Annotated in this window: 23 protein-coding genes; 22 read left to right on the forward strand and 1 reads right to left on the reverse strand. The window is 58.5% G+C overall.

Annotated elements, in window-relative coordinates:
* Positions 1–417: 417 nt before the first annotated feature.
* Positions 418–2,346 carry an EAL domain-containing protein gene (locus AACS24_RS13980; protein ID WP_181364182.1) on the forward strand — a complete coding sequence of 643 codons (1,929 nt, stop codon included), beginning with the start codon at positions 418–420 and terminating at the stop codon, positions 2,344–2,346.
* 4 nt (positions 2,347–2,350) lie between these two features.
* On the opposite strand, the gene AACS24_RS13985 is transcribed toward AACS24_RS13980, so the two are convergent.
* Positions 2,351–3,277, reverse strand: coding sequence for a 1-aminocyclopropane-1-carboxylate deaminase/D-cysteine desulfhydrase (locus AACS24_RS13985; protein ID WP_108571060.1), 927 nt, complete (start codon positions 3,275–3,277; stop codon positions 2,351–2,353).
* A gap of 86 nt (positions 3,278–3,363) precedes the next feature.
* Between AACS24_RS13985 and AACS24_RS13990 the strand changes: the two genes are divergently transcribed.
* The 21 genes from AACS24_RS13990 to AACS24_RS14090 all read left to right on the forward strand — a co-directional run bounded on the left by AACS24_RS13990 (position 3,364) and on the right by AACS24_RS14090 (position 23,910).
* On the forward strand, positions 3,364–4,227 hold the full coding sequence (locus AACS24_RS13990; RefSeq protein WP_033112565.1) for a hypothetical protein: 864 nt from the start codon (positions 3,364–3,366) through the stop codon (positions 4,225–4,227).
* Entirely contained in the window at positions 4,227–4,820 is a 594-nt protein-coding gene (locus AACS24_RS13995) for a PilN domain-containing protein (RefSeq protein WP_108571061.1), read from the forward strand. Before AACS24_RS13990 ends, AACS24_RS13995 begins: the two co-directional genes overlap by 1 nt.
* Positions 4,820–5,473 (forward strand): MSHA biogenesis protein MshJ, encoded by a 654-nt coding sequence (locus AACS24_RS14000; RefSeq protein ID WP_108571062.1) that lies wholly within the window; start codon positions 4,820–4,822, stop codon positions 5,471–5,473. The genes AACS24_RS13995 and AACS24_RS14000 overlap by 1 nt, the downstream gene beginning before the upstream one ends.
* Positions 5,466–5,795, forward strand: coding sequence for a SctD/MshK family protein (locus tag AACS24_RS14005; protein WP_108571063.1), 330 nt, complete (start codon positions 5,466–5,468; stop codon positions 5,793–5,795). Before AACS24_RS14000 ends, AACS24_RS14005 begins: the two co-directional genes overlap by 8 nt.
* A gap of 64 nt (positions 5,796–5,859) precedes the next feature.
* Positions 5,860–7,530: a pilus (MSHA type) biogenesis protein MshL gene (gene mshL / locus AACS24_RS14010; protein ID WP_108571064.1), complete on the forward strand. Its 1,671-nt coding sequence runs from the start codon at positions 5,860–5,862 to the stop codon at positions 7,528–7,530.
* Between the two features lie 92 nt (positions 7,531–7,622).
* On the forward strand, positions 7,623–8,513 hold the full coding sequence (locus AACS24_RS14015) for an ExeA family protein (RefSeq protein ID WP_041209622.1): 891 nt from the start codon (positions 7,623–7,625) through the stop codon (positions 8,511–8,513).
* On the forward strand, positions 8,510–9,601 hold the full coding sequence (locus AACS24_RS14020; protein ID WP_181364183.1) for a tetratricopeptide repeat protein: 1,092 nt from the start codon (positions 8,510–8,512) through the stop codon (positions 9,599–9,601). The genes AACS24_RS14015 and AACS24_RS14020 overlap by 4 nt, the downstream gene beginning before the upstream one ends.
* Before the next feature lie 74 nt (positions 9,602–9,675).
* Positions 9,676–11,385, forward strand: a complete 1,710-nt coding sequence (gene mshE / locus AACS24_RS14025) for an MSHA fimbrial ATPase MshE (protein WP_108571065.1) — start codon at positions 9,676–9,678, stop codon at positions 11,383–11,385.
* Between the two features lie 3 nt (positions 11,386–11,388).
* The gene (locus AACS24_RS14030; RefSeq protein ID WP_108571066.1) at positions 11,389–12,609 is read left to right on the forward strand and encodes a type II secretion system F family protein; all 1,221 of its coding nucleotides are present in this window, start codon (positions 11,389–11,391) and stop codon (positions 12,607–12,609) included.
* 203 nt (positions 12,610–12,812) lie between these two features.
* Positions 12,813–13,274 carry a hypothetical protein gene (locus AACS24_RS14035; protein ID WP_108571067.1) on the forward strand — a complete coding sequence of 154 codons (462 nt, stop codon included), beginning with the start codon at positions 12,813–12,815 and terminating at the stop codon, positions 13,272–13,274.
* Positions 13,275–13,353: 79 nt separating this feature from the next.
* Entirely contained in the window at positions 13,354–14,025 is a 672-nt protein-coding gene (gene mshB / locus AACS24_RS14040; RefSeq protein WP_108571068.1) for an MSHA fimbrial major subunit MshB, read from the forward strand.
* A 14-nt stretch (positions 14,026–14,039) separates the two neighbouring features.
* Complete coding sequence (locus tag AACS24_RS14045) at positions 14,040–14,477, forward strand: prepilin-type N-terminal cleavage/methylation domain-containing protein (RefSeq protein ID WP_041209627.1); 438 nt, start codon at positions 14,040–14,042, stop codon at positions 14,475–14,477.
* 54 nt (positions 14,478–14,531) lie between these two features.
* Positions 14,532–15,023 carry a prepilin-type N-terminal cleavage/methylation domain-containing protein gene (locus AACS24_RS14050; protein WP_108571069.1) on the forward strand — a complete coding sequence of 164 codons (492 nt, stop codon included), beginning with the start codon at positions 14,532–14,534 and terminating at the stop codon, positions 15,021–15,023.
* Positions 15,010–15,633, forward strand: a complete 624-nt coding sequence (locus AACS24_RS14055) for a prepilin-type N-terminal cleavage/methylation domain-containing protein (protein ID WP_108571070.1) — start codon at positions 15,010–15,012, stop codon at positions 15,631–15,633. Before AACS24_RS14050 ends, AACS24_RS14055 begins: the two co-directional genes overlap by 14 nt.
* Positions 15,633–16,502 (forward strand): PilW family protein, encoded by an 870-nt coding sequence (locus AACS24_RS14060; protein ID WP_108571071.1) that lies wholly within the window; start codon positions 15,633–15,635, stop codon positions 16,500–16,502. The genes AACS24_RS14055 and AACS24_RS14060 overlap by 1 nt, the downstream gene beginning before the upstream one ends.
* Before the next feature lie 37 nt (positions 16,503–16,539).
* Positions 16,540–16,965 (forward strand): MSHA biogenesis protein MshP, encoded by a 426-nt coding sequence (locus tag AACS24_RS14065; RefSeq protein ID WP_108571072.1) that lies wholly within the window; start codon positions 16,540–16,542, stop codon positions 16,963–16,965.
* A complete protein-coding gene (locus tag AACS24_RS14070; RefSeq protein ID WP_108571073.1) occupies positions 16,965–20,651 on the forward strand; it encodes a DUF6701 domain-containing protein in 3,687 nt (1,228 codons plus the stop codon). The genes AACS24_RS14065 and AACS24_RS14070 overlap by 1 nt, the downstream gene beginning before the upstream one ends.
* A 204-nt stretch (positions 20,652–20,855) precedes the next feature.
* Positions 20,856–21,896: a rod shape-determining protein gene (locus AACS24_RS14075; RefSeq protein ID WP_005340051.1), complete on the forward strand. Its 1,041-nt coding sequence runs from the start codon at positions 20,856–20,858 to the stop codon at positions 21,894–21,896.
* A gap of 42 nt (positions 21,897–21,938) precedes the next feature.
* Complete coding sequence (gene mreC, locus AACS24_RS14080) at positions 21,939–22,835, forward strand: rod shape-determining protein MreC (protein WP_033112549.1); 897 nt, start codon at positions 21,939–21,941, stop codon at positions 22,833–22,835.
* Complete coding sequence (gene mreD, locus AACS24_RS14085; protein ID WP_033112548.1) at positions 22,835–23,320, forward strand: rod shape-determining protein MreD; 486 nt, start codon at positions 22,835–22,837, stop codon at positions 23,318–23,320. Before mreC ends, mreD begins: the two co-directional genes overlap by 1 nt.
* 2 nt (positions 23,321–23,322) lie before the next feature.
* Positions 23,323–23,910 (forward strand): Maf family protein, encoded by a 588-nt coding sequence (locus AACS24_RS14090; RefSeq protein ID WP_108571074.1) that lies wholly within the window; start codon positions 23,323–23,325, stop codon positions 23,908–23,910.
* Positions 23,911–23,974: the final 64 nt, after the last annotated feature.

The following is a 23,974-nucleotide window of genomic DNA, read 5'->3' on the forward strand; positions in this document are numbered from 1 at the left end:
ACTTGTTGATGAATTCTTTAATTTTATGATTTTAAAGGTTTTTATTGTTTTTTTTGACTAGATTCAATCGCTAACCTGTCATAAATGACAATTGCCCAGCTTATCCGAACTGCATTAGAGTAGCCCCGCGGTTTGACTCACCGTGTGTTCAATACTCCTGTATCTGTTTTTTGTCAGTAGCACAGAGTGTTAGTTTTGATATGAGTGTTCCTTTTGGTCCCTTTTCAGGGACCATTTTTCTTTCTGCCGTTTTCCGCTCTTCTCTCTTCGTTTGCTCCGCGCTTGGTAATATTCCCCCGCTTTCGGTATCCTCGCCCCTTTGAAATTGCAGAAGCGGGATCTCCATCCATAGCAGGGCGCTGATCGCCGCTGCTACCATGAGGTCACATGGATGATGCTGGGCATACGGAAAGGCGCATGAAACTGACTACACAGCTTGTCTCGTTTATCACCCTGTGCGTGATTGCCGCCATGGCGACCGTGCTGATTGGCGGCGTGTTCAGCTTTCGCGAGCTGGGGATGGAGCTGCAGCAGAAGAAGGTCGATGCGCTGGTCGAGGTGATCGACAAGCAGCTCGATGTGTCCCATGACATGAACGAGATGAGCCACTGGTTGCCCACCCTGCTGCGCGCTTCCCACGTCGTCGAACTGGAGGTGCGCCAGAACGATCAGCGTGTCTACTGGTTTCGCGATGTGCAGCGTTCGGTCGATGATCAGTTGTTGCTGCCATACAGCAAGACGCTTATCCATCAGGCTGGCATGCAGGCCAATCTGAAGCTGGAGCGCCCCTTCAAGGAGGCGGAGTACTCCATCAAGGCGATGTCCGGCATCTCCTTCGGCGTCTTTATCGTGGTGTTCGGCCTCTGGTACTCCATTCGCTGGCTGCGCCAGCAACTGCGCGGTGCCGAGCTGCTGGCCGAACGCGCCCAGCTGATCCTCGATGACAAACTCTCCAAACTGAATCACGACCCCGCCGAAGAGTGGCCGGTTGCCGCCAGTCAGGCGCTCGACCATCTGCTGGCCGAGCTGGCGGATGCCCGCAAGGAGCGCAGCCGTTTCGACAACTTCATCCGCAGCAATGCCTTCGTCGACAAGATGACCGGCATTGGCAACCGTCTCTTTTTCGACAACCGGCTCGAGAGCGCCATCATGGAGGCGAGCGTGATGAGCGGCGGCGTGCTGCTGATCGATCTCGCCTGTCTGGAGGATCTGGAGGCCGAGCAGTTCGATCTGCTGGGTCATGACCTGATGCTGGAGGCAAGCGCGACTATCGGGGCCTTCGTGCGCAAGCACAGTGGCGCCCTGCAGGCCCGCTATGCCGGGCAAGTTTTTGCAGTGCTGCTGCCCAATATGTCCGAAAGCGAAATGGTGGACAGTGCCAGTCAGCTGCTCAAGAGCCTGCAACGCCTCCACTGGCCGCAGGAGGTCAATCCGGAGACTGCGGTTTATCTCGGTGCCGTCTGCTATCAGTCGCAAGACTCCCTGCTCAAGGTGCAGGAGGAGGCGGAGCTGGCTCTCAAGAGCGCCCGTCTGCAAGGGCACAACGGCTGGTTCCTCTACGAAAAGCAGCTGGATGAGGAGCAGAGCAGCAAGGGGACGGTGCGCTGGCGTACTCTGCTCAGCCGCCGCCTCGAAGAGCAGGCTATCGAATTCTATATCCAGCCGATCCAGCAGGATCGCGGGCAGGTGGTGCTGCAGCAGGAGCTGCTCACCTATCTTGAGGATGAGCAGGGGCGGCCACTGCCGGCCGGGATCTTCATGCCGATGGCCGAGAAGGTGGGGTTGCTGCTCCAGCTGGATCGGCTGGTGGCGGAACAGACCCTGGCGTTGCTACGCCAGCGTTCCGACCAGAGCTGCCCGGTCAGCCTGGCTCTCAGCGCCCAGAGTCTGCTCCATCGCGACTTCCAGCGCTGGCTCTTCTTCGCTCTGTTCCAACTGCCGCGCAGTACCAACGAGCGGCTGATCCTGCAGCTCTCCGAGGCGCAGGTTACCCGCCATTTCGAAGCCCTCAAGCGACCGCTGCGCTCCCTGCGGATGCTTGGGTGCATGCTGGCCATCGATCATGCCGGCCAGGATGTGGTGAGCACCCAGTACATCAAGGAGTTCGAGATCAACTTCCTCAAGCTCCACCCCAGCCTGGTGCGGGAGATCCATGCTCGCCAGGTTAACCAGATGGCGGTGCGCAGTCTGGTGGGTGGCTGCGCCAATACCCCGACCCGGGTACTGGCCGTGGGGGTCGAGAGTGGTGACGAGTGGAAGATGCTGCGCCACCTCGGGGTACATGCGGGGCAGGGCCCCTGGTTTGCACTGCCCGAGCGACTGGTGATGGAACCGGCCGAAGCCTGATGTTTCAGAGGCGGCCCTGCTCCCTGAGCCCGGCCAGCCCCTGCATGCCACCCGTGTGGATAAAGACGATCCTGCTGCCCGGGGCAACACGGCCCGCTGCCAGCTCGCGAAACAGCCCATACATTGCCTTGCCACTGTAGATGGGTTCCAGCGGTAGACCGGTTTCGGCGCTGAAGGCCTGTACCCACTGCCAGAGCGCCGGGCTGAATTTGGCGTAACCTCCGTCGTGATGATCCAGTGCGATCTGCCAGCCAGGGGTTGTGGCGGCGGCGGGGTAGAGGCGCCGCACCTCGTCGGCGATAAAGTTGCCTCCCTTGAGCACGGCGATGGCGAGGATCTGCTCGCTTTCCCGCTTTCCGGCAATCAGGCCTGCCAGGGTGCCGCCGCTGGCGCAGGGGAGCACCCAGAGATCCGGCGAGAAGGGGAGCTCCGTCACCAGTTCGGCAACGCCGGGGATGGCGAGAGGACTGCTCCCGCCTTCGGGAACGATGAGGGTGTCTGCGGCTTCAAATTGAGCCAGCCATTCCGGCTCCTGACGCCGCCGGTAGCTCTGCCGATCGACAAAAACGAGATCCATGCCCCAGCGTCTGGCATCGCTCAGGGTAGAGTTGCTGACTGAGTCACTTTCGCCCCGTATGATACCTGTGGTGCGAAGGCCAAATTGATGGCCGGCTGCGGCCAAGGCATGGATATGATTGGAGTAAGCGCCACCAAACGAGAGCAGGTGGCGTTTGCCATGTTCGCGGGCATGGTGCAGATGGTATTTGAGTTTGCGCCACTTGTTGCCGGAGATGAGCGGGTGGATCAGATCGTCTCGTTTGCACCAGAGCTCTACGCCATCGTTGGCCAGTAGGGGATGGTGAATCGCTTGCAGTGGTGACGGGCCAATGGCACTGATTTCAAACGCCGACGGCGAAGGGTTGGCTTGCAATGGTGAGTCCCTCTTTTGTCTGGAGGCTAATCTGCTGTTTATGTTAATGTTTCACTCATTTAATCACTAATGACGGGCGGGCTTACATGAAACAACTGTTCAGACGGTCGATGCCAAGCCGCCAGGTGGGGCTCTTGCTGGCCAATGACAGGATCATGCTGGCAGCTGTGGGCAATCCCCCTGTGTTTGCTACGCGTGCCATCAACAGTGCGCAAGAGTGGCCGCTTGCCGTCAACGAACTTTTCACTCGCCACGGCCTTGCCAAATCCCGTGTTCGTGTTGCCCTGGCAGCTCCGCTCTATCAGCAGATCCAGATCGACAAGCCCGCCGTCCCCGATGCCGAAATGGCGGGGGCGCTCCCTTGGGCCATCAAGGATTATGTCAGCGAGCCGGTGCTGCAACTGGCGATGGATTATGTGGATCTGCCCACTCCACCCGCCGGTCGCCCGCGGATCAATGTCATCTGCCTGCCCAAGAGCAGGGTGCAACAGCTGGCGGAGGCGATCAACGGCATTGCCACTCTGCAATCCATCATCAGTGACGAACTGGCGCTGACCTCCCTTTATGAGGCGGATGCGACGGTACGCATGCTGCTCTGGCAGCCGAAGGGACAGGATCTGCAACTGCTGGTGTTCCATCAGGGAGGGCTCTGTTTCTCCCGCCAGTTGCGCGGTTTTGCCTCTCTGACCGGTGAACAGGAGCCTGACAGCATGTTGCTCGACTCGCTGGCGCTGGAGATCCAGCGCTCGTTCGATTATCTGGTTGGCCAGCTCAAACTGCCGGAGATTGGCCAGATGCAGCTTGCCGTCGCCTCGCCCTTTATCGGTACGCTGGTTCGCCACATGGAGCATACCTTCGGCCTCGCTGTCTCCGCCATGGCCAACAAGGCGGTGCTGGCCGGGGTCGAGTATCTGTCGGCCTATGCCGCCGCCATCGGGGAGGATGCCTGATGAAACGTCAGATAAACCTCTATGGCGCAGAGTTTCATCCCAAACGGCAGTGGGCCAGCCTCAACCAGATGGTGCTGGCATGGGGCATCACCCTGCTTGTCGTCTTGCTGGTCGGCGCCGGTTACGGCTGGCAGCAGCGCAGTGTCAGCAGAGCGCTGGCACAGGTCAACGCCGAGCTGGAGCTCAAGCGTAGCGAGGCGCAGCGACTCGATGCCGATCTGGCGCGCCATCTGGCCGATCCGGCTCTGCAGCAGCAGTTGCTCAACAAGCAGGACGATCTGGGGGCCAGACAGGAGCTGCTGCGTCAGCTGGGCTCTTTATCCCTGCAAAAATCGCAGGGCTATGCCGGAGTGCTGGCCGATCTCTCCCGCATTCGCAGCAGTAATCTCTCCCTGCAACGGATCGAGATCCACGAAGGGCGGATCAATCTCTCCGGCTTTGCTGGTCGCAGTCAGGATGTGCCGGCCTGGGTCAATCGCTTCAAGCAGGCACCGAACCTGATGGGCAAGGAGTTTAGCGAGTTGACCCTGAGTCGTGACAAGGAGGGGCGTCTTGCGTTCCAGTTGAGTGGCATTGCGCGGGAGAAGCCCTGATGAACCTGAAAGCACAATGGCAGGAGTGGGCCCGGCGAATTGCCGCCCTGAGCCAGCGGGAACGGGTGCTGATCCTGCTGACCGGGCTGGTGTTGCTGGTGGCAGCCAGCGTCTATGGCTGGCTGGATGGCGCCGATACCCGGTTGCAACAGGATCGCATGGCCCTGAGCGCCGCCGAACGCGATCTCGAGATCCTCGGGTTGGAAAATCTGGGCAAGCAGGCCCGTCTGCAGCGGGATCCCAATCAGGGAGTTCGCGAGCAGCTGGCAAGGGTTGAGAGCGATCTGGCCGGGGTGGATCAGGCGCTCAAAGCCCAGACCGTCGATCTGATCCCGGCGCACGAGATGCCGCAGGTGCTGGAGGCGCTGCTCTCCCGCTCTGCCAATCTCCATATGCTGGCACTCAGTTCACTGGAGCCGACGCCACTGATGGCCGGAGAGCAGGGGCAGAAGGTCAATCTTTACAAACACGGTATCCGTCTCCAGCTGGAAGGCGGTTATTTCGATGTGTATCAATATCTCAAGGCTCTGGAGGCGTTACCCCGCCACTTTTACTGGAAACAGTTCGATTATCAGGTGAAAGCCTATCCGGGGGCCGTGGTGGAGATGGAGATCTACACCTTGAGTACCAGCAAGGAGTTTATTCGTGGCTAGATGGTTTGCATTGGGAGCTTGCCTCTTTGCGTTGCTGGCGCAAGCCGGTCAGGTCGAGGTGTTGCAGGATCCCACCGCGCCCTTGGCCGACATGGCGGTTGGGGCGAGTGCAGCCGGCCAGAACAGCGCCGGCTTGCCGAAGCTGCAGAGCATCATGCTGGGCAATGGCCCGGCACTGGCGATGCTCAATGGCAAGAGTTATCGGGTCGGGCAGCAGGTGGACGGCTACAAGCTGGTGGCCATCAATGCCGATGCGGTGGTGTTGGAAAAGGCGGGAAAACGCCACTCGGTGGCACTGTTTGCCAGCAAGATCAGGGTTTGAGCCGCACTAGCCATTGGCAGGTAAGCCGGATTTATCGAGTTTCATTGCAGGGTGCACTAATTACATGAAAATACACCGTTTCTGTCTGATCACCTTGGCCATGATGGCCGCAGGCTGCACTACCTACAAGCACCCCGAGCCAACTCAGGCCAAGGACGCGCTCAAGCAGGCGATGAATGAGCAGCAGAAGCAGCAAAATGCCCCCCTGACCACACTGCCCAAGTCGGTGCAGAGCGAGCTGCTGCAACTGAACCGGCCGCAGATGCCGGTTGCCATGCCGGAGAAGCGGTTGCGTATTGCTGCCCATGATGTGGAAGCGGTGGAGTTTTTCGGTTCCCTGTTCAAGGGCTCCCGCTATAGCGTGGCGGTGCATCCCGGGGTCTCCGGGCTGGTCTCGGTCGAACTGAAAGATGTCACCCTGCCCGAGGTGTTGGCGGTGGTCGGCGACATGTACGGCTTCGACGTGCAGCGCAAAGGGAGTGTTTTCCATATCTACCCTGCCGGCCTGCGCACCGAGACCATCCCGGTCAACTATCTGATGCTCTCCCGTCGCGGCCTCTCCCGCACCTCGGTCAGTACTGGCGGGGTGACCGCCAATGACAACAACAACGGTAGCAACAGCAATTTCGACAGCTCATCCAGCAACAGCACGACCAATAGCACGACAAACAACTCGAGCAACTCGAACAGCAGTGGCAATGGCACCCGGATCGAGACCGACAGCAATAGCGACTACTGGACCGATCTGCGCGATGCACTGCAGACTCTGATTGGCAATGGGGATGGACGAGCCGTGATCACCAGCCCACAGGCGGGTCTGGTGACGGTGCGGGCCTATCCGAAAGAGCTCAAGGCGGTGCGCGAGTTCCTTAGCCAGTCGGAAGATCACCTCAAGCGTCAGGTGGTGCTGGAGGCTCGCATCCTTGAAGTGACTCTTGGTGAGGGTTACGAGCAGGGAGTGAACTGGGACAAGCTCTCTGCAACTGCCGATGGCAAGGGGATGACCACTGGCGGATCTCTGGCCGAGACTCAGTTGCCCAGTACAACCAACCAGATTTTTACCGCTCTGGGCGGCGGGGCCAGTTTCAAAATCTCCGATGGCAATTTCGATGTTACCGTCAAGTTGCTGAAAACGCAGGGCGATGTGAATACCCTCTCCAGTCCGCGTGTGACTGCTACCAATAACCAGAAGGCGGTGATTAAAGTCGGTACCGACGAATATTTTGTCACCAATGCTTCGACTACAACGGTGAGTACGGCAAGTGGTGACCGAACTACGCCCAATGTTGAGCTGACTCCTTTCTTCTCGGGTATCTCTCTCGATGTCACGCCACAGATCGATGAAGAGGGCAAAGTGCTACTGCATATTCACCCCTCAGTCATTGATACCGAAGAGCAAACCAAGACCATCAAGGTGACTGACAGTGACATCCTGGAATTACCACTCGCCAAGAGCTCTATTCGTGAGTCCGATACCGTGGTGCAGGCCAATAATGGTGACATCATCGTGATCGGTGGTCTGATGAAGACTGACAAGAAGGAGACTGTCAGCAAGGTGCCGTTGCTGGGTGATATCCCCTGGGTGGGCGAAGCCTTTACCAACCGCAGTAAAAGCAACAGGAAGGTAGAACTGGTGATTATGCTCAAGCCGACCGTCGTCGATAAGGATACCTGGCAGAACGAGCTGCAGCGATCTGCCGACCTGCTCGACAAGTGGTATCCCTCCAAGGGCTAACTCATGACTCAGCGAGTGGTCAGTCTTATTCCGGATGGTCTGCGGCGATTTGCCAGCAGAGGCTTCTTGCCCGCGGCAGTAGGTAACGACTGATGTACCTGACCCATTTCGGCCTGCAGGAGGCGCCGTTCAGCCTTACCCCCAACACCGGTTTCTACTACGGTCTGCCGCCTCATGAAGAGGCGCTGCAGGTGCTCAACTGGGCGTTGGCTCAGGGGGAAGGCTTTATCAAGGTGACCGGCGAAGTGGGTACCGGCAAGACGCTGCTCTGCCGCAAATTGCTGAGCGAGCTGGGCTCGGAAGAGTGCCCGGTACGCCTCGCGTGGCTGCCCAATCCCCACCTTAGTCCGGCCGAGCTGCGTACAGCGCTGGCGCTGGAGCTGGGGTTATCGGTGCGGGACCAAAGCGAGCTGGATCTCACCGATCGCATCCATCGCCATCTGATCAGCCTGCATCAGCAGGGGAGTCGGGTGGTGGTCTTGATCGACGAGGCGCAAGCCCTGCCGGATGAGACGCTGGAGGCCATTCGGCTGTTTGGCAATCTGGAAACCGAGTCGAGCAAGCTGTTGCAGATAGTGCTGTTTGGTCAGCCCGAACTGGATGTGCGGCTGGCCAAAACCAATCTGCGTCAGCTGCGCCAGCGCATTGGCTTCTCCTATCGCCTGCGACCACTCAGTTTTGACGAGACTCGTGCCTATCTGGAGCACAGATTGCAGGTCTCCGGTTATCGCGGCGCGCCGTTGTTCGCCGGCCGCGCCTTGCGCCTGCTGTGGCGCGCCTCGCGCGGGGTGCCAAGGCTTATCAACATTCTGGCGCACAAGTGCCTGATGCTGGCCTATGGTCAGGGTGCTCGTCAGGTTGATGGTCGGCTGGTAGGGCTCGCCATTCGTGATACCGACGACGCCAGCCGCTTTGCGCCACGACGCTGGTGGCCGCTGTTGTTGCTTCTGGGATGTGCCCTGGCTTATGGAGTCTGGTCATGAGCGTGATCAACCAGATGCTGAAAGATCTGGAGCAGCGTCAGCAAGGCGTCGAAGGGGCGGCTGTCTACGTCGCTCCGGCGCGCCAGCAGGGGTGGTGGATGCTGCTGCTCACCCTGCTCTGCGGGCTGGCGCTCGGGATTCTGGGGTGGCGAACCTGGATCTACTGGCAGCAAACCCGTGCGGTTGCGCCGCAGGCCAATGTAGTCAGTGAGCAGGCTACTCCCGATGCTGTTGCTCGGGTTGCCGAGCCGGTCGCTTCAGCCGCATCGGCCGAAGTGGCCGCTACCCTGCCTCTGCCCCGTCAGGCGGAACCAGCAGAGGAAGAAGCAGAAGACGAGGCATCGCTGGCTCAGGGGGAAGGTGCTCCCTTCGATGCCTCCAGCGAGATTGACGAGCGGACGCCGACCGATGAGGAGCTGCAGCCCGAGCTGTATGCCGAGCTGGCCGCAGAGCAGCAGGCTGCCGCCGCACCGCGCAAGCCGAGCGTGCTCAAGATTGAAACGGTCGAGCTGTCACCCAAAGAGCTGGCAGCGCTCTCGGAGCGCAAGGCGACTACCGCCATGGCCAAGGGCAATATGCGCGATGCGCAGGACAACTACTACGACGTGCTGGCCCACGATCCCTATAACCAGGGGGCCCGTGAACAGCTGGCCGGCTTGCTCTACGGAGAAGGGCGGCTGACCGAGGCTCGCCAGCTGCTGGAGGAGGGGATCCGGCTCGATCCGCAACAGGCTGATTTTCGCCTGCTACTGGCCCGTCTTGCCATCAGCGAGGGGTTGCAGCAGCAGGCGCTGGGCTGGTTGGCTGGTTATCAGCCCGATCTCGCCAGCAATCTGGACTATTACGCCACCTGGGCCGGACTGGCGCAGGAGCTGGGACAGAATGTCGAGGCGGCTAATCTCTATGTGAAGCTGCTGCGTCAGCAGCCCGATCAGGGACGCTGGTGGCTTGGGCTCGGTGTGGCAGAGGATGGTCAGGGCCACAGCCAGCGTGCCCTCGATGCCTATCGCAATGCCCAGCTGCACGGCAACCTGGGTGAAGCATCCACCAACTGGCTGGAACAACGGATTGGCCAACTAACTCATTGATAAATAGTAGGTTCGATTAGCGAAGCGTAATCGGACACGGTAACGGGTGTGAAGTAACAGGAATCGGAGTAGCAATGGCACAACCCAGACTGAAAATGCGCCTCGGCGACCTGCTGGTACAAGAGCAGATCATCTCCGATGATCAGCTGCAGCTCGCGCTGCAGCAGCAGCGTCAGACCGGCCGCAAGCTGGGCACCACCCTCATCGACCTCGGTTTTATCAGCGAGGTGCAGCTGCTGCAATTCCTCGCCCGCCAGCTGGATGTGCCCTTCTTCGATCTCAACAACCTCACCATAGATGCTGCCGCCGTGCCGCTGTTGCCCGAGGTGCAGGCGCGCCGTTACCGGGCGCTGGCGGTCAATCTCACTGACGATCGGGTGACGGTGGCCATGTCGGATCCAGCCGATTTGAGCGCACTGGATGCCATCGCCGCTCTGCTCAGCCCGCGCATCATGGTGCTTGCGGTGGCTCGTGAAGGGCAGCTGCTGGAGTATTTCGACCGTCTCTACCGCCGCACCCGCGAGATTGAGAGCTTTGCCGAGCAGCTGCAGGAGGAGTATCAGGACTCTGGCTTCGAGCTGGGTTCCGGCAATCTGGGTGCTGCCGATGAGGGGGAGGCGACGGTGGCCAAGCTGCTGCGCTCCCTGTTCGAGGACGCGGTTCAGGTTGGCGCCTCGGATATCCATATCGAGCCAGACGAGAAGGTGCTGCGCATTCGCCAGCGGATCGACGGCATCCTCCACGAGAATATCCTTAACGAGGTGCGCATCGCCCAGGCGCTGGTGCTGCGTCTCAAGCTGGTGGCGGGGCTCGATATCTCCGAGAAGCGCTTGCCACAGGATGGCCGTTTCAATATGAAGGTGCGCGGCCGTGATGTGGACGTGCGGATGTCCACCATGCCGGTGCAGTATGGCGAGTCGGTGGTGATGCGTCTGCTGGATCAATCCTCCGGGATCCTCTCGCTGACCGAAACCGGGATGCCGCCCGATATCCTGACCCGTTTCCGCCGTCAGCTCAAACGGCCGCACGGTATGATCCTGGTAACGGGACCGACCGGCAGCGGCAAGACTACGACTCTCTATGGCGCCCTCTCTGAGCTCAATCAGGCGAGCCAGAAGATCATCACGGTTGAAGACCCGGTGGAGTACCGTTTGCCTCGCATCAGCCAGGTGCAGGTCAACCCCAAGATTGGCCTCACCTTCTCCCACGTGCTGCGGTCTACCTTGCGTCAGGACCCGGACATCCTGCTGGTGGGCGAGATGCGCGACAACGAGACGGTGGAGATCGGCCTGCGCGGCGCCATCACGGGTCACCTGGTGCTGACCACCTTGCACACCAACGATGCAGTGACCAGTGCCCTGCGCCTGATCGATATGGGGGCTCCCGGCTATCTGGTTGCCAGCGCCCTGCGGGCGGTTGTCGCCCAGCGGCTGGTGCGGCGGGTGTGTGAGCACTGCGTCGAGGAGAAGATGCCGGACGAAGGACAGACGACCTGGCTAACCGTGCTCTCGGGAGAAGCGCCCGGTCAGCATACCTATCACAAGGGGCGGGGTTGCCAGAGCTGCAACTTCACCGGCTATTCGGGCCGGATCGGGGTGTACGAGTTACTGGAGCTGGATCAGCCGATGATGGATGCACTGCGACGCAACGATGCTGAGGGTTTTGCCAAGGCGGCCCGTCAGCATGAGCACTATCGGCCGCTGGCCCTCACGGCCCTCGATTATGCCCGTGAGGGGATCACCTCGGTGGATGAGGTGCTCCGGTTGGCCGAGGATTTGGGGTAAGCGATGGCTAACTTTGCCTACAAGGGGCGCGACAGCCAGGGCAACGCTACCAGCGGTGTGGTTGAGGCGGCCAACGAAATGGCGGCGGCCGAGCAATTGATGCGCCGTGGCGTGATGCCTACCGAGCTCAAACCGGGCAAGGCCAAGGGGGCCGAGCTTAACTGGTCGCTGCTGCTGGAAGGTGGTGTCAAACTCGATGAGCTGGTGATCTTCTGCCGCCAGATGTATGCCCTGACCCGGGCCGGGATCCCGATCCTGCGCGCCATCGCCGGGCTGGAGGATAGCACCCACAGCAAGCCGCTCAAACGTGCGCTCCATGCGCTGGGAGAGGATCTTGGCAACGGCCGACCCTTGTCGAGCTCGATGCAGGCTCACCCCAGAGTGTTCAGCAGCCTCTTCATCGCCATTATTCACGTTGGTGAGAACACCGGTCAGCTGGAAGAGGCCTTCCTGCAGCTTGCCACCTATTTCGAGCTGGAGCTGGAGACCCGCAAGCGGATCAAGACGGCGATGCGTTATCCCAGCTTCGTGTTGATCGCCATCGGTATTGCTATGGTGATCCTCAATATCATGGTGATACCGGTCTTTGCCGGCATGTTTGCCAAATTCGGGGCGGAGTTGCCGCTGGCGACCCGGATCCTGCTCGCAACCTCCCACTTCTTTGTGCACTACTGGTGGCTGATGCTCGCCACCCTGATTGCTATTGTCGTCAGCTGGCGGCGCTGGGTGGCCACTCCCAAGGGCAAGCTGACCTGGCATCGCTGGCAACTCAGGTTGCCTATCGTAGGTACCATCATCGAGCGCTCCCTGCTGGCCCGTTTTGCCCGCAGTTTTTCCATGATGCTTAAAGCCGGGGTGCCGCTCAATTCGGCACTGACGCTGGTTGCCGATGCGGTGGATAACTCTTATATGGCTGGCCGGATCCGTGACATGCGGGCCGGGATCGAGCGGGGCGAAAGCCTGCTGCGCACCGCCAGCAGCAGCGGCCTGTTTACCCCGCTGGTAATGCAGATGATTGCGGTGGGTGAAGAGACCGGTCAGGTCGATGACCTGCTCCATGAAGCGGCCGAATATTACGAGCGAGAGGTCGACTATGACCTCAAGAGCCTCACCGCGCGGATCGAGCCGATCCTGATCGGGATTGTGGCGGTCATGGTGCTGATCCTAGCGCTGGGTATCTTCACGCCGATGTGGGACATGATGAGAGCCGTAAGAGGAAAGTAACCCAGTATCTTCACGCCAGAGTGGGACATGATGAGGGCCGTAAGAGGCAAGTAACCCGGTATTTTCACGCCGGAGTGGTGGGACATGATGAGAGCCGTAAGAAGCAAGTAGCTCGGTATCTTCACGCCGAAGTGGTGGAACATGATGTGCGCTGTGCGAGGCAAGTAATTTGCTGGCGTAGCTGCGGGGGAGTCGAGGGCTGGATGAGCAGACAGGCAGTGCAGGATGACCGCTGGCTCGGCGGCTATCGGCGGATTGCGGTGGTGATCCTGCTGATGATTATTGTGGCTACGTTGGCGCGCGCTTATCAGCACAACCGGGAGGAGGCACAGCAGCTTACTCTCACCCTGCTGGGTGTGCAATTTGCCGAACGGGCACAACGTTTGCACGGCCTCTGGCTCGATGAGCGGCGGCCCCAGACGCTCTATGTGGGTGAGCAGGGCTGGCATTTCGATGAGCGAGGCTGGCCGCTTGGTCTGTCGCCACTGCGATCCCCTTCCGCTGATTGCCGGCAGCTGTGGCAGGCGCTGATGGGAGAACAGCAGGAGGAGCTGCCTCCTCTGCAGTTTCTGGCCCGCGCCGATGGCAGTGGTTGCGACATCGGGTGGGATGGTTATTGGCTCTTTTATCAATTTTCTGACGGGCGCGTGATTAAATCACCTTGAACAAGGGCGATGATAGAGCCTAACGGCATGATTTTTTTGAGTCTGCATGAAATAATACAGGCTCTATTGGGGAGGGTGCATGACAATGAAATCAACGGCACTGAGAGTGCCAATGAGAGGGATGATGAAACGGACGGCAGGTTTCTCTCTGATTGAGCTGGTGATCGTCATCGTGATCTTGGGGATCCTGGCGGTAACGGCGTTGCCCCGTTTTCTCGATGTGACTGACGAGGCGAAGAAGGCCAGTGTCGAGGGGGTCTCCGGCGGTTTTGCTACCGGGGTATCTCTGGTGCGGGCCCAGTGGGAGGCTGAGGGGCGAGCCAAACAGGATAGCCTCAACACAGTGCTCTATGACGGTTCCCGTTTCTATCTCACAACACCGTCCGATACCCAGATCAGCAATGGCGAGTTATCTCCGGGTTATCCGATGGATACCGCTGCTGGCGGCACTCCCGATGTGGATCCCGCCAATCTGACGGCCGCGCGGTGTCTGAAAATTTGGGAGGGGTTGCTGCAAAACCCGCCCAAGGCTACGGCCAGCTTCAGTGAAGTGCGCGGTAGTGGTAATGACCTGAAATACTATGCCACCGTGAGTAGTAATGGACTTGATTCGGTCTGCCGTTACTATTTGGTCAATAGTTTAAGTAAGGGCAGCGATGGCAAGTATCAGGATCCGCAAGGCAGTACTGATGCATTTATGAGTTTCAGTTACCGTCCGGCCTCCGGTCAGGTGACCACCAACATTAATTGACAGAGGAAAGTGCAATGAAAAAACAGGCGGGTTTTACCCTGATCGAACTGGTTATCGTGATCATCATTCTGGGTATTCTGGCAGTGACTGCTGCGCCCAAGTTCCTGAATCTGCAGGATGATGCCAAAAAAGCAGCTGCTGATGGTGTAAAAGGTGCGGTAGCAAGCTCTGCTCAACTGGTCTATAGCCGAGCTGTGTTGGACGGCAATGAAAAAGATACTACTGGTACCAAGACAGTGACTTTGGCTGACAACACCACCGTTACCATCAAATATGGATATCCGACGGCGACTTCTGCTGGTATTGGCAAAGCTGCAACTATCGATCCTCTTTGGGTTGGTAGTGTTAGTGGCTCTACCTATGTGTATCAGACCTCAGGTTCAACCTGTACTGTGGTCTATACCGAAGCGAACGCCAGTGGCGCAGCATCGACAGCCAAGTCCGGTTGCTAACCATTGCCATGAGAGCGGGGCTAAAGCCCCGCTTTTTCTATCGAGAGTGAGTCGATGCAAAAGGGCTTTACCCTGATTGAACTGGTACTGGTAATCCTGTTGCTCGGGATTCTGGCCGCCTTTGCCGTGCCCAAATGGCTGGGCAAAGGCAGCTTTGAAACTCAAAGTTTGCGTGATGAGCTGTTGACCCGGCTGCGCTTGGTGCAAACCGTCAATATGCATGAGCCTGCCAACCGCTGCACCCAGCTGGTGGTCGATGCATCCAGTTTTGCTCATATTACCCAGGCTGTTGTCGGCGGGGTTTGTCCTGCCCCTGGCGCTATTGCCAGCTGGAGTGGCAATCAACGCACCCGTGGCCGCCCGGTCACGCCTTCTGCCGGTATGACTATCTCCCTCAATAACAACAGCAGCTTTGTGCTCCGTTTCGATCAGATGGGACGACCAATCGGGGTTTGCGGTGGGGGATGTACTCTGCAGGTAGGCGATGGTCGTGAGGCGGGAACACTCAGGATCGAGTCAGAGGGCTATATCCATGAGAGCCCCTGAACGCGGTTTTACCCTGATCGAGCTGATCGTCGGCATAGTGCTGCTGGCGGTGGCTCTGACCGGCATTCTCGGTTTACTCATCAATCAGGCGCCACAGGCGGTTGATCCGGTGCAGCAGGTGCGTGCCGCCCAATTGGCCCAGCGCCTGACTGGCGAGATCCTGCAAAAGTCGTTTGATGAAAAATCAGATCATAACGGTGGTCGTTACCGTTGTGGTGAGACCTTCAATGGCCAATTTTATGGGGATTGCAGCTGCCCTGTTGGCGTGACATGTACCCAGCAACCTCCTGCTCCGACGATTGCTGGTTGGCAGCCCAGTCAATATGGCCCCGATGGTGAGCCTACCCCCTACGCCTACAACGATGTGGATGACTTCGATACTGCGGGAAACTGGCGGGATGCCAGCTGGTTTACCCAGACTGCGTCAGGTATCGGCAGCGATGAGTATCGCAACTATCAGGTCAAAATCGCTGTCAGTGCCGTTGATTTCAGCGATGGTACCTTCAAGAACTGTACGGCCCCCTGCCCGGTAGGCAAGCGCATCGATCTGCAGATTCGCCTGCCCAATCAGAGCGTGCTCGATTTCTCCTTCTATCGGGGGAATTACTGATGGGCAGGATCATTCAACGGGGCCGTAGCTCGGCCCTGACCGCTTTATGCTCAGCCAGAGGTTTTACTCTGGTCGAGCTGGTGATGGTGATTCTGCTGCTCGGGATCATGGCAACCTTCACCAGCCAGTTTATCGGTATCGGCACCCAGATCTATGGCGATGCCAGCAGCCGTGAGCAGTTGATGAGCGACGCTCGCTTCGCCATGGAGCGGCTAAACCGCGAGCTGCGCAATGCGGTGCCCGGTTCTGAGCGGATCGAGACTGCGGGCGGCCTCTGGGTTGATTCCGGTGTCTGCTTGCGCTTCTGGCCCATCAGCACATCAAGTCGCTACCTTGCCCTGAACAAGACGGTATCGGGCAGCAGCTCCACGCTGGAGCTGGTGATGGCAACTCCTGCCGCCGCGACGGATCCCCTGAGCACTGATGCGACGGCGGTCAAAGTCGGTGATCTGATGGTGGTCTTTCCGTTACCCAATTCCAGTGCGGGTTCCCTGAGCAGTGGTTGTGATTACGGGCGCTGCGTGGCAAACGTCACAGCGGTGCAGATTCCAGTCTCCGGTGCACAATCTATCCGCTACACCAGTGCCGAGAGTCTTGCCGGCCTCTCGCCGGGGAGCCGGGTTTACTTTGCAAATCAGCAGGTTCGCTATTGCGTTGAGGGCAACACGATCACCCGGGCAAGTGCTGCCATCAGTGTATCTTTGCCTGCCACCGGCGTGTTGATGGCCGATTCTCTTGCTTCCGGCAATTTCTATCGGGAAACCTCAGCCTTCAACGCGGAAGGGGAGTTTGGCATGCGCTTCGTATTCGAGCGCAAGGGGGAGTCGGTCACGTTCAATCACAAGATCGAGGTGCTCAATGTCCCTTGATGCGCGCTCACCCAGAGGTATGCGGGGGAGCGCCCTGATGATTGCGCTCTTTGTCATTGTGGTCATGGCACTGCTGGCTGCGGCCATGGGGCGTTTTCTGGTCGATAGCAGCGAAAAAAATACCGTGGAGGTACGTAGCGTGCGTGCCCTGCTGGCTGCCCAGAGCGGGCTGGAAATGGCGCTCTATCGGTTGTTTCCAAATCGCACTCTCGCCCAGCCGGCTCCTCCCGCGTTGTGCCCGGCAACCACTTCAGTCAACTTTACCGCCAATCCCGGGCTTGCAGGTTGTCAGGCTGTGGTTCGTTGCGGCAGTGTGCCGGTGACCTACAACGGAACCGTGACCAACGGCTATAGACTGGAGAGTGTTGGTACATGCGGAACAAGTGACCTCACCTCGGATAGCTCTGATTTTATGGTGAGCAGAACCGTGATGGTGGAAGCTTTTAATGGAGGTACACCCTGATGCGCAAGGTTTGGTTGATTCTAGCCTTCTGGCTATTCAGTAGTGCGGCCGGGGCGTTTCAGACTATCAACACATCCACCTATTTTCCTGCTGTTGTGCAAGGACATGGTGGGGCTGGTAATGGTTGGTGTGGCTGGTGGGGAAATAATTATTCCACTTTAACCATGAATAACAGCACCAAAATAACCGGAACTGGAGGTAGCGCTCTCAATTTCTGCTATTCCAATCAAGGTTCCGGCATGCCCACTGATAGCTGTGATAATGCCAATGGCAGCAGAAGAATATGCACTATTGCAACTAATACTATTCAAGGCCTTTCTACAAATGGCGCCAATTCCTTTCTAACCGGTAATGGCAGCAATGGTGGCATCTCTTTTTGCACTGCCGGGCAAAGTATCAACCTGGGTAGTGCGAGCCAGTACCAGTTTTCCAGTCTATCTCTCTATAACAGTTGTACCGTTACCTTCTCCTCTGCCCGTAGCGATTATCGGATCCAGAAACTGGAAGCGGGTAGCGGCGCCAAGCTGGTGCTGCCAAGCGGGGATTACTGGGTCGATCAGTTGATCCTCAATCAGGGGGCCGAGATCGAGATACAGGGGGATGTACGGATCTTCGTCAATCAGTCTGTGCAGCTCAATGGAGCCGTTTTGAATCGCTCCAGCATGGGGTCCTTGCTGCTTTTCGGTTATCAGGACATCACTCTCAACAGCGATACTCTGCTCAATGGCTATGTCTATTCAGATGCCTCTCTGGTGATGAACAACACCTCGGTCATCAATGGACGTGCCACCAGCCGCTCCCTGACCATGGCCAGTAGCAGTGCCATTAATGATCAGGCATTTACCCCGTCATTGACCTGTTTTAGCGATAACTTCTCGTCCGGTACCCTGAGCAGCGACTGGGTGGTGAAGACCAGCAGTGGCACCTTCACTCCCTCAATTGTCAGCGGCCGTTTGCGCCTGACCCAGGCGGTAGGCGATCAGGCTACCTCGACGACTTATCAGCGACTATTTCCGGCAGCGAGCAATCTGGTGACCATCTCCTTTAACCATTATGCCTACGGTGGAACCGGGGCAGATGGGATGGCGGTGGTGCTCTCTGATGCTACCGTTACTCCGCAGCCAGGAGCATTCGGTGGCCCGCTTGGCTATGGTTTCAAGCCTGGTATCCCCGGGTTTGCCGGTGGTTGGCTGGGGATTGGTTTCGACGAGTTCGGTAATTACTCAGGCGAAGGCGGTACGACTAACGTCGGGCAACGGCGACAGTCGGTAGCTATTAGGGGATCTGGTTCCGGAACCAGTGGTTACAACTATCTCAGGGGCGCCTGTAACAATGGGACAACCAACACGTTCAGTAACTGTCTGAGCCCGACGGTCGATGGCAATGGCGGTTCCAATCACAAGTACCAGCTTACAATCGATTCTCGCATTACCGGGCAGTCGTTGGTCAAAGTAGAACGGAATACCGGTAGCGGCAACGTCACACTGATCGACTGGTTCAATGCCCAGAGCCTGAGCGGCCAGTCTCAGGTTCCAAGCGATTTCTTGCTCTCTCTCACCGGTTCCACAGGCGGTTCAACCAACGTACATGAACTCGACAATGTGCAGATCTGTGCCTTGCGTTCCAATCCCGTCGGTGTTCAGATTGACCACTTTGAGCTCTATCACTCCGGTCAGGCACTGACCTGCAATCCTGAAACTGTGACGATCAAGGCGTGCGCCAATCCAGCTTGTACCACGCTAATCACAGACCCGGTGACCGCGACTCTGAGTCTTACTCCCACTTCTGCCAGCAATGGTTGGATTGGTGGCAATACGGTTACTTTTACCGGCGGCACGACAACGGTGCAGTTGCGCAACAATACGGCCAGTTCAGTGACCATAGGGGTATCCGGCTCCTCGCCAACGACCAAGCCTTTCAGTACCACACTCTGTAAAGCGGGTAGCGGTACACTCAGTTCTGCGGCCTGTACCCTGAGTTTTGCCGATAGTGGCTTCTTCTTTGATGTGCCTGACACCTATTCCAATCAGCCGCAGATAGTGACCATCAAGGCGGTCAAAAAGAGCGATGTGACCAAGCTGTGTGTGCCGGGGTTTGCCAGTCAGACCAAGAGCGTCAAGTTCTGGAGCAGCTATATCACCCCTGTCAGTAACCCCTATAACAGCCAGATCAGCGTCAACAGCAGTGCGATTGGTGCCAGTCAGGGCGCTGCAACCCCCCTCTCTCTCGCTTTTGATGCTCAGGGGCAATCTTCCATAACGGTCGCGTATCCCGATGCCGGTCAGGTGCAGCTGGATGCCCGCTATGACGGTAGTGGCAATGAGGCAGGTCTGATCATGACAGGATCGGATCAGTTTGTGGCTCGGCCGGTGGGGCTCTGTATCACCAGTGCCAGTGGTAGTTGTTCCGGCAATTACGCCAACTGCCCAGTTTTCCGAAAAACTGGGGCTACTTTCCCGATCCAGATCCAGGCCATGGCCTGGGAGTCAGGCAGTGACAACGATATCTGTACGGGGAATCTGGCCACTCCCAACTTTGCGCTGAACGGTATCGCCCTTGGCACTAGCCTGGTTGCTCCAACACCGGGTACCAATGCTACGGTAGGAACCGCTACCTATAACCATGCTGCGGCAACCAACAGTATCAATACCGTCAACCAGACGGTAAACGAGGTGGGGGTGTTCAGAATGACAGCAACCCCGCCGGCCAATGGTTACTTCGGTTATACCATCCCTTCAGCTCAGAGCGCGCCGTTGGGGCGTTTTGTGCCGAGCGACTTCAATCTGGTCAGTGGCGACATCGTGCCGGCCTGCAACGCTTTCTCCTATATGGGGCAACCTTTTGGGGTGACGCTTGATGTGCGGGCTCGCAACCAGTCCGGGGGACAGACTCAGAACTATACTGGCGCTTTCGCCAAGGGCAGTGCCTATATTTCCGTCGCCAATAACAAGGACGGCAACTCTCTGGCGACCCGACTGACCAGCCTCGCGGTGCCATCATGGGTCAACGGTAAAGCTGCGTTTAACGGCGCCACTGCCTTTGCCCGTCTCTCTGATACCCAGCCAGATGGCCCCTACAAGTCGCTGCTGTTTGGCCTCTATATGAACGACAACGACGGTGGCAATACCCTGATCGCCACGCCTGACTTCAACGATGCGGTGGTCGGCAATTGTAGCGGGGCGGCTTGCAACGCAAGATTGATCGACAGCGTGCCAATGCAGACCTATTTTGGCCGGCTGATGGCGGGGACAGGAGCGGGTCTTGCCTCGGCACCGTTGGCCATTCCGCTGCAGATGCAATATTACGAAGCGGGCAACTGGGTGTTAAACAAGCTGGATCAGTGCACCCAGCTCTCCCTTGCCAGTCAGGGGATTGCGTTCCTCAATCCAAGCCACTCGTTTGATGCGGCAACCAGCAATCTCAATCTGGGAACCGGGCGTACCATCAAGCTGGGGTTGGGCAGTTCGGCCCCGGGCGCCATGTCTGCCATGGCCAAGGATGGCGAGATCCTGTTCCAGTTTGCCAAACCCGATATTTCGGTGCGGATCCCCTACAAGGTCGATCTGGCGAAACAACCGTCGTCACCGCTCTGGCTCTCCGATCCGCTGACCCTGCAAGGTGAGGCCATCTTTGGTTCGACCCGCGGTAATGACAGAATTATCTATCGGCGCGAAATATTGCGCTGAGGTGTCACAACAGGGGGTGAGGCGTATCTTCTCCCCCCAACACCCTGTTTATGAGGGCTGGCAAGCCTGAGCAAGTGAGTAATGACTCGCACTTTTGTCGCGTTTGATTGATTGGCGACAGTTTGAGCGCTTGCCCATTGGGGTGGGCATTGGTAAAGTTAGCCGGTTTTCTGCACCTCCAAATTCTTAGGATTTCCCGTAGCCATGTTCAAAAAGCTCAGAGGCGTCTTTTCCAACGATCTGTCGATCGATTTGGGAACTGCCAACACCCTGATCTATGTAAAAGATCAAGGGATCGTCCTTAACGAACCCTCAGTTGTCGCCATTCGCCAAGAGCGCGGGAACGCCAAATCGGTCGCTGCTGTCGGTCATGCCGCCAAGCAGATGCTGGGCCGTACCCCGGGCAACATCTCCGCGATCCGCCCGATGAAAGACGGCGTGATTGCCGATTTTTACGTGACCGAGAAGATGCTGCAGCACTTCATCAAGCAGGTTCACGACAACAACTATTTCCGCCCCAGCCCGCGAGTGCTGGTGTGTGTACCGTGTGGCTCCACTCAGGTTGAGCGTCGCGCCATCAAGGAATCCGCTCTGGGTGCCGGTGCCCGCGAGGTTTACCTGATCGACGAGCCTATGGCTGCTGCCATCGGTGCCGGTCTGCCGGTATCCGAAGCGACCGGTTCCATGGTGGTTGATATCGGTGGTGGTACTACCGAAGTGGCCATCATCTCCCTGAACGGTGTGGTTTACTCCCAGTCTGTCCGTATAGGTGGCGACAAGTTTGATGAAGCGATCATCAGCTACGTTCGTCGCAACTACGGCAGCCTGATCGGTGAAGCTACTGCCGAGCGCATCAAGCACGAGATCGGCTCCGCCTACCCGGGCGAAGAGGTGCGCGAGATCGAAGTCCGTGGTCGCAACCTGGCTGAAGGTGTGCCGCGCAGCTTTACCCTCAACTCCAACGAGATCCTGGAAGCGCTGCAAGAGCCGCTGTCCGGTATCGTGGCTGCCGTGATGGTGGCGCTGGAACAGTCTCCGCCGGAACTGGCTTCCGACATCTCCGAGCGCGGCATGGTGCTGACCGGTGGTGGTGCGCTGCTGAAAGATATCGACCGTCTGCTGATGGAAGAGACCGGTATCCCCGTCGTCGTTGCCGAAGATCCCCTCACCTGTGTGGCCCGTGGCGGCGGCAAGGCGCTGGAGCTGATCGATATGCACGGTGGCGATCTGTTCCACTACGAATAAGACCCAAAGCCGGCCAGCGTGCCGGCTCTTTTTTGACGACCCATGAAACCCATTTTTGGTAGAGGCCCTTCGCTTCAGTTACGGTTGTTTCTCGCCGTCATCATCTCCATTGCTGCCATCGTCGCGGATTCTCGCTTCGGTGTGTTCAGCCACGTCCGCGTCTACCTCAGTTCGTTAGTCAGTCCGTTGCAGTACATGGCCAATGCGCCCGGCACCTTGCTCGACACCATGTCGACCCAGGTGCAGACCCGCGCCGATCTCATCGAGCAGACCAAGCAGCAGGAGCAACAACTGTTCACCCTGCGTGCCCGCCTGCTCAAAATGGATCAGCTGGAGCACGAGAACCAGCGGCTGCGTGAGCTGCTCGGTTCGCCGGTACACAAAGAGTCCCGCAAGATGGTGGCCGAGCTGCTATCGGTGGACTCCGACCCCTTCAGCCATCAGGTGCTGATCAACAAGGGGGCGCTGGATGGCGTCTACAACGGTCAGGCAGTGATCAACGATCAGGGTGTGATTGGTCAGGTGCTCCATGTGGGCTCCACCACCAGTCGCGTGCTGCTGATCACCGATTCCAGCCACGGCATTCCGGTGCGGGTGCTGCGCAACGATTTGCGCGCCATCGCTTCCGGCAGTGGCGAGCTCGACAAGCTGGAACTGCGCAACCTGCCGCGCAACACCGATATTCAGGTGGGTGATCTGCTGGTCACCTCCGGTCTTGGCGGCCGCTTCCCGGAAGGCTATCCGGTGGCGACTGTGACCCGCTCCGAGTATGTGGAGGGCAAGCCCTTCGCCCAGATCGAGGCCAAACCGCTGGTCGAGCTGGATCGGTTGCGCTATCTGCTGCTGCTGTGGACCGACAAGAAGCCCGAGGTAAATGACAAGGATGGCGAACGCCCGGCCCCCGCTGCCGCTGCGTCCGCCGCAGGAGCCACTCGCTGATGCTGCAACCCGCCAGTGGCAGGATCTGGATCTGGATCTCGATCCTGCTGGCTTTAAGCCTGTCGATCCTGCCGCTTCCCTTTGAATTTGATCCATTCCGTCCGGACTGGCTGGCCATGGTGCTCATCTACTGGGCGCTGGCGCTGCCGCACCGGACCAACGTTGGCACCGCCTGGGTGGCCGGTCTGCTGCTGGATGTGCTGCTTGGCAGCACCCTCGGCGTGCGCGCCATGGCGATGGCCATCACCACCTATCTGGCGGCCTTCCAGTTCCAGAAGATCCGCAACTTCTCCCTCTGGCAGCAGGCGCTGATCATCGGCTGCCTCTCGCTGGTGGGCAAACTGACGGTCTTCTGGGCCGAGCACCTGTTTAGCCGTGCCAGCCTCAACTTCGCCTACTTTTGGTCGACGTTGACGACGATGCTAATATGGCCCTGGGTGTTTCTGGTGTTGCGCAAAGTGCGGCGCCGCTTCAATATCAGGTAAATATGAGCAAAAACAACGAACTGCAACTCTATCTTGCGTCGGGTTCCCCCCGCCGTCGCGAACTGCTGACCCAGCTTGGCTACCGTTTCGAGGTGTTGAAACTCGATGTGCCCGAGCAGCGGGAAGAGGGCGAAAAGGCGCAGGATTACGTCTGCCGCCTCGCCCGCGACAAGGCGATGGCCGGTGTGGCTATCGCACCTGACGCATTGCCGGTGCTGGGCGCCGACACCATAGTGGTGCTGGGCGACAGAGTGCTGGAGAAACCTTCCGATCTGCTCGATGCCAAAGACATGCTGGAGGCGCTCTCCGGCAAGGTGCATCAGGTGATGACGGCGGTGGCGCTGGCCAGCAAGGATCGTTGTGACGTGCGACTGGTCACCACCAACGTGGCATTTCGCAAGCTGGACGAGGCCGAAATCGAGGCCTACTGGCAGACCGGTGAGCCCTGTGACAAGGCCGGAGCCTACGGCATTCAGGGTATTGCTGGCAAGTTCGTCAGCCGTATCGAGGGGAGCTACAGCGCCGTGGTTGGCCTGCCCCTGCTGGAAACGGATCTGCTGATCAAGCATCATCTGGAACAGCCCAGGTAATTTCCCGTCAGCTGTGCTGCTGCGTTCGTCCTTGCGCGCGTTGTACCGGATTGGCTGTATAAGA

The organism is Aeromonas sp. HMWF016, assembly GCF_963878195.1.
Classification (GTDB): domain Bacteria; phylum Pseudomonadota; class Gammaproteobacteria; order Enterobacterales; family Aeromonadaceae; genus Aeromonas; species Aeromonas lacus.

Excerpts from the sequence above, each read along its gene's own strand:
- AACS24_RS14030 (WP_108571066.1), top strand. The coding sequence starts at position 11,389 with ATGGCTAACTTTGCCTACAAGGGGCGCGACAGCCAGGGCAACGCTACC.
- mshE (WP_108571065.1), top strand. The coding sequence starts at position 9,676 with ATGGCACAACCCAGACTGAAAATGCGCCTCGGCGACCTGCTGGTACAA.
- AACS24_RS14050 (WP_108571069.1), top strand. The coding sequence starts at position 14,532 with ATGCAAAAGGGCTTTACCCTGATTGAACTGGTACTGGTAATCCTGTTG.
- AACS24_RS14055 (WP_108571070.1), top strand. The coding sequence starts at position 15,010 with ATGAGAGCCCCTGAACGCGGTTTTACCCTGATCGAGCTGATCGTCGGC.
- AACS24_RS14015 (WP_041209622.1), top strand. The coding sequence starts at position 7,623 with ATGTACCTGACCCATTTCGGCCTGCAGGAGGCGCCGTTCAGCCTTACC.
- AACS24_RS14020 (WP_181364183.1), top strand. The coding sequence starts at position 8,510 with ATGAGCGTGATCAACCAGATGCTGAAAGATCTGGAGCAGCGTCAGCAA.
- mshL (WP_108571064.1), top strand. The coding sequence starts at position 5,860 with ATGAAAATACACCGTTTCTGTCTGATCACCTTGGCCATGATGGCCGCA.
- AACS24_RS13995 (WP_108571061.1), top strand. The coding sequence starts at position 4,227 with ATGAAACGTCAGATAAACCTCTATGGCGCAGAGTTTCATCCCAAACGG.
- AACS24_RS13990 (WP_033112565.1), top strand. The coding sequence starts at position 3,364 with ATGAAACAACTGTTCAGACGGTCGATGCCAAGCCGCCAGGTGGGGCTC.
- AACS24_RS13980 (WP_181364182.1), top strand. The coding sequence starts at position 418 with ATGAAACTGACTACACAGCTTGTCTCGTTTATCACCCTGTGCGTGATT.
- AACS24_RS14070 (WP_108571073.1), top strand. The coding sequence starts at position 16,965 with ATGCGCAAGGTTTGGTTGATTCTAGCCTTCTGGCTATTCAGTAGTGCG.
- mshB (WP_108571068.1), top strand. The coding sequence starts at position 13,354 with ATGACAATGAAATCAACGGCACTGAGAGTGCCAATGAGAGGGATGATG.
- AACS24_RS14035 (WP_108571067.1), top strand. The coding sequence starts at position 12,813 with ATGAGCAGACAGGCAGTGCAGGATGACCGCTGGCTCGGCGGCTATCGG.
- AACS24_RS14060 (WP_108571071.1), top strand. The coding sequence starts at position 15,633 with ATGGGCAGGATCATTCAACGGGGCCGTAGCTCGGCCCTGACCGCTTTA.
- mreC (WP_033112549.1), top strand. The coding sequence starts at position 21,939 with ATGAAACCCATTTTTGGTAGAGGCCCTTCGCTTCAGTTACGGTTGTTT.
- AACS24_RS14075 (WP_005340051.1), top strand. The coding sequence starts at position 20,856 with ATGTTCAAAAAGCTCAGAGGCGTCTTTTCCAACGATCTGTCGATCGAT.
- AACS24_RS14000 (WP_108571062.1), top strand. The coding sequence starts at position 4,820 with ATGAACCTGAAAGCACAATGGCAGGAGTGGGCCCGGCGAATTGCCGCC.
- AACS24_RS14045 (WP_041209627.1), top strand. The coding sequence starts at position 14,040 with ATGAAAAAACAGGCGGGTTTTACCCTGATCGAACTGGTTATCGTGATC.
- AACS24_RS14090 (WP_108571074.1), top strand. The coding sequence starts at position 23,323 with ATGAGCAAAAACAACGAACTGCAACTCTATCTTGCGTCGGGTTCCCCC.
- mreD (WP_033112548.1), top strand. The coding sequence starts at position 22,835 with ATGCTGCAACCCGCCAGTGGCAGGATCTGGATCTGGATCTCGATCCTG.
- AACS24_RS14065 (WP_108571072.1), top strand. The coding sequence starts at position 16,540 with ATGATTGCGCTCTTTGTCATTGTGGTCATGGCACTGCTGGCTGCGGCC.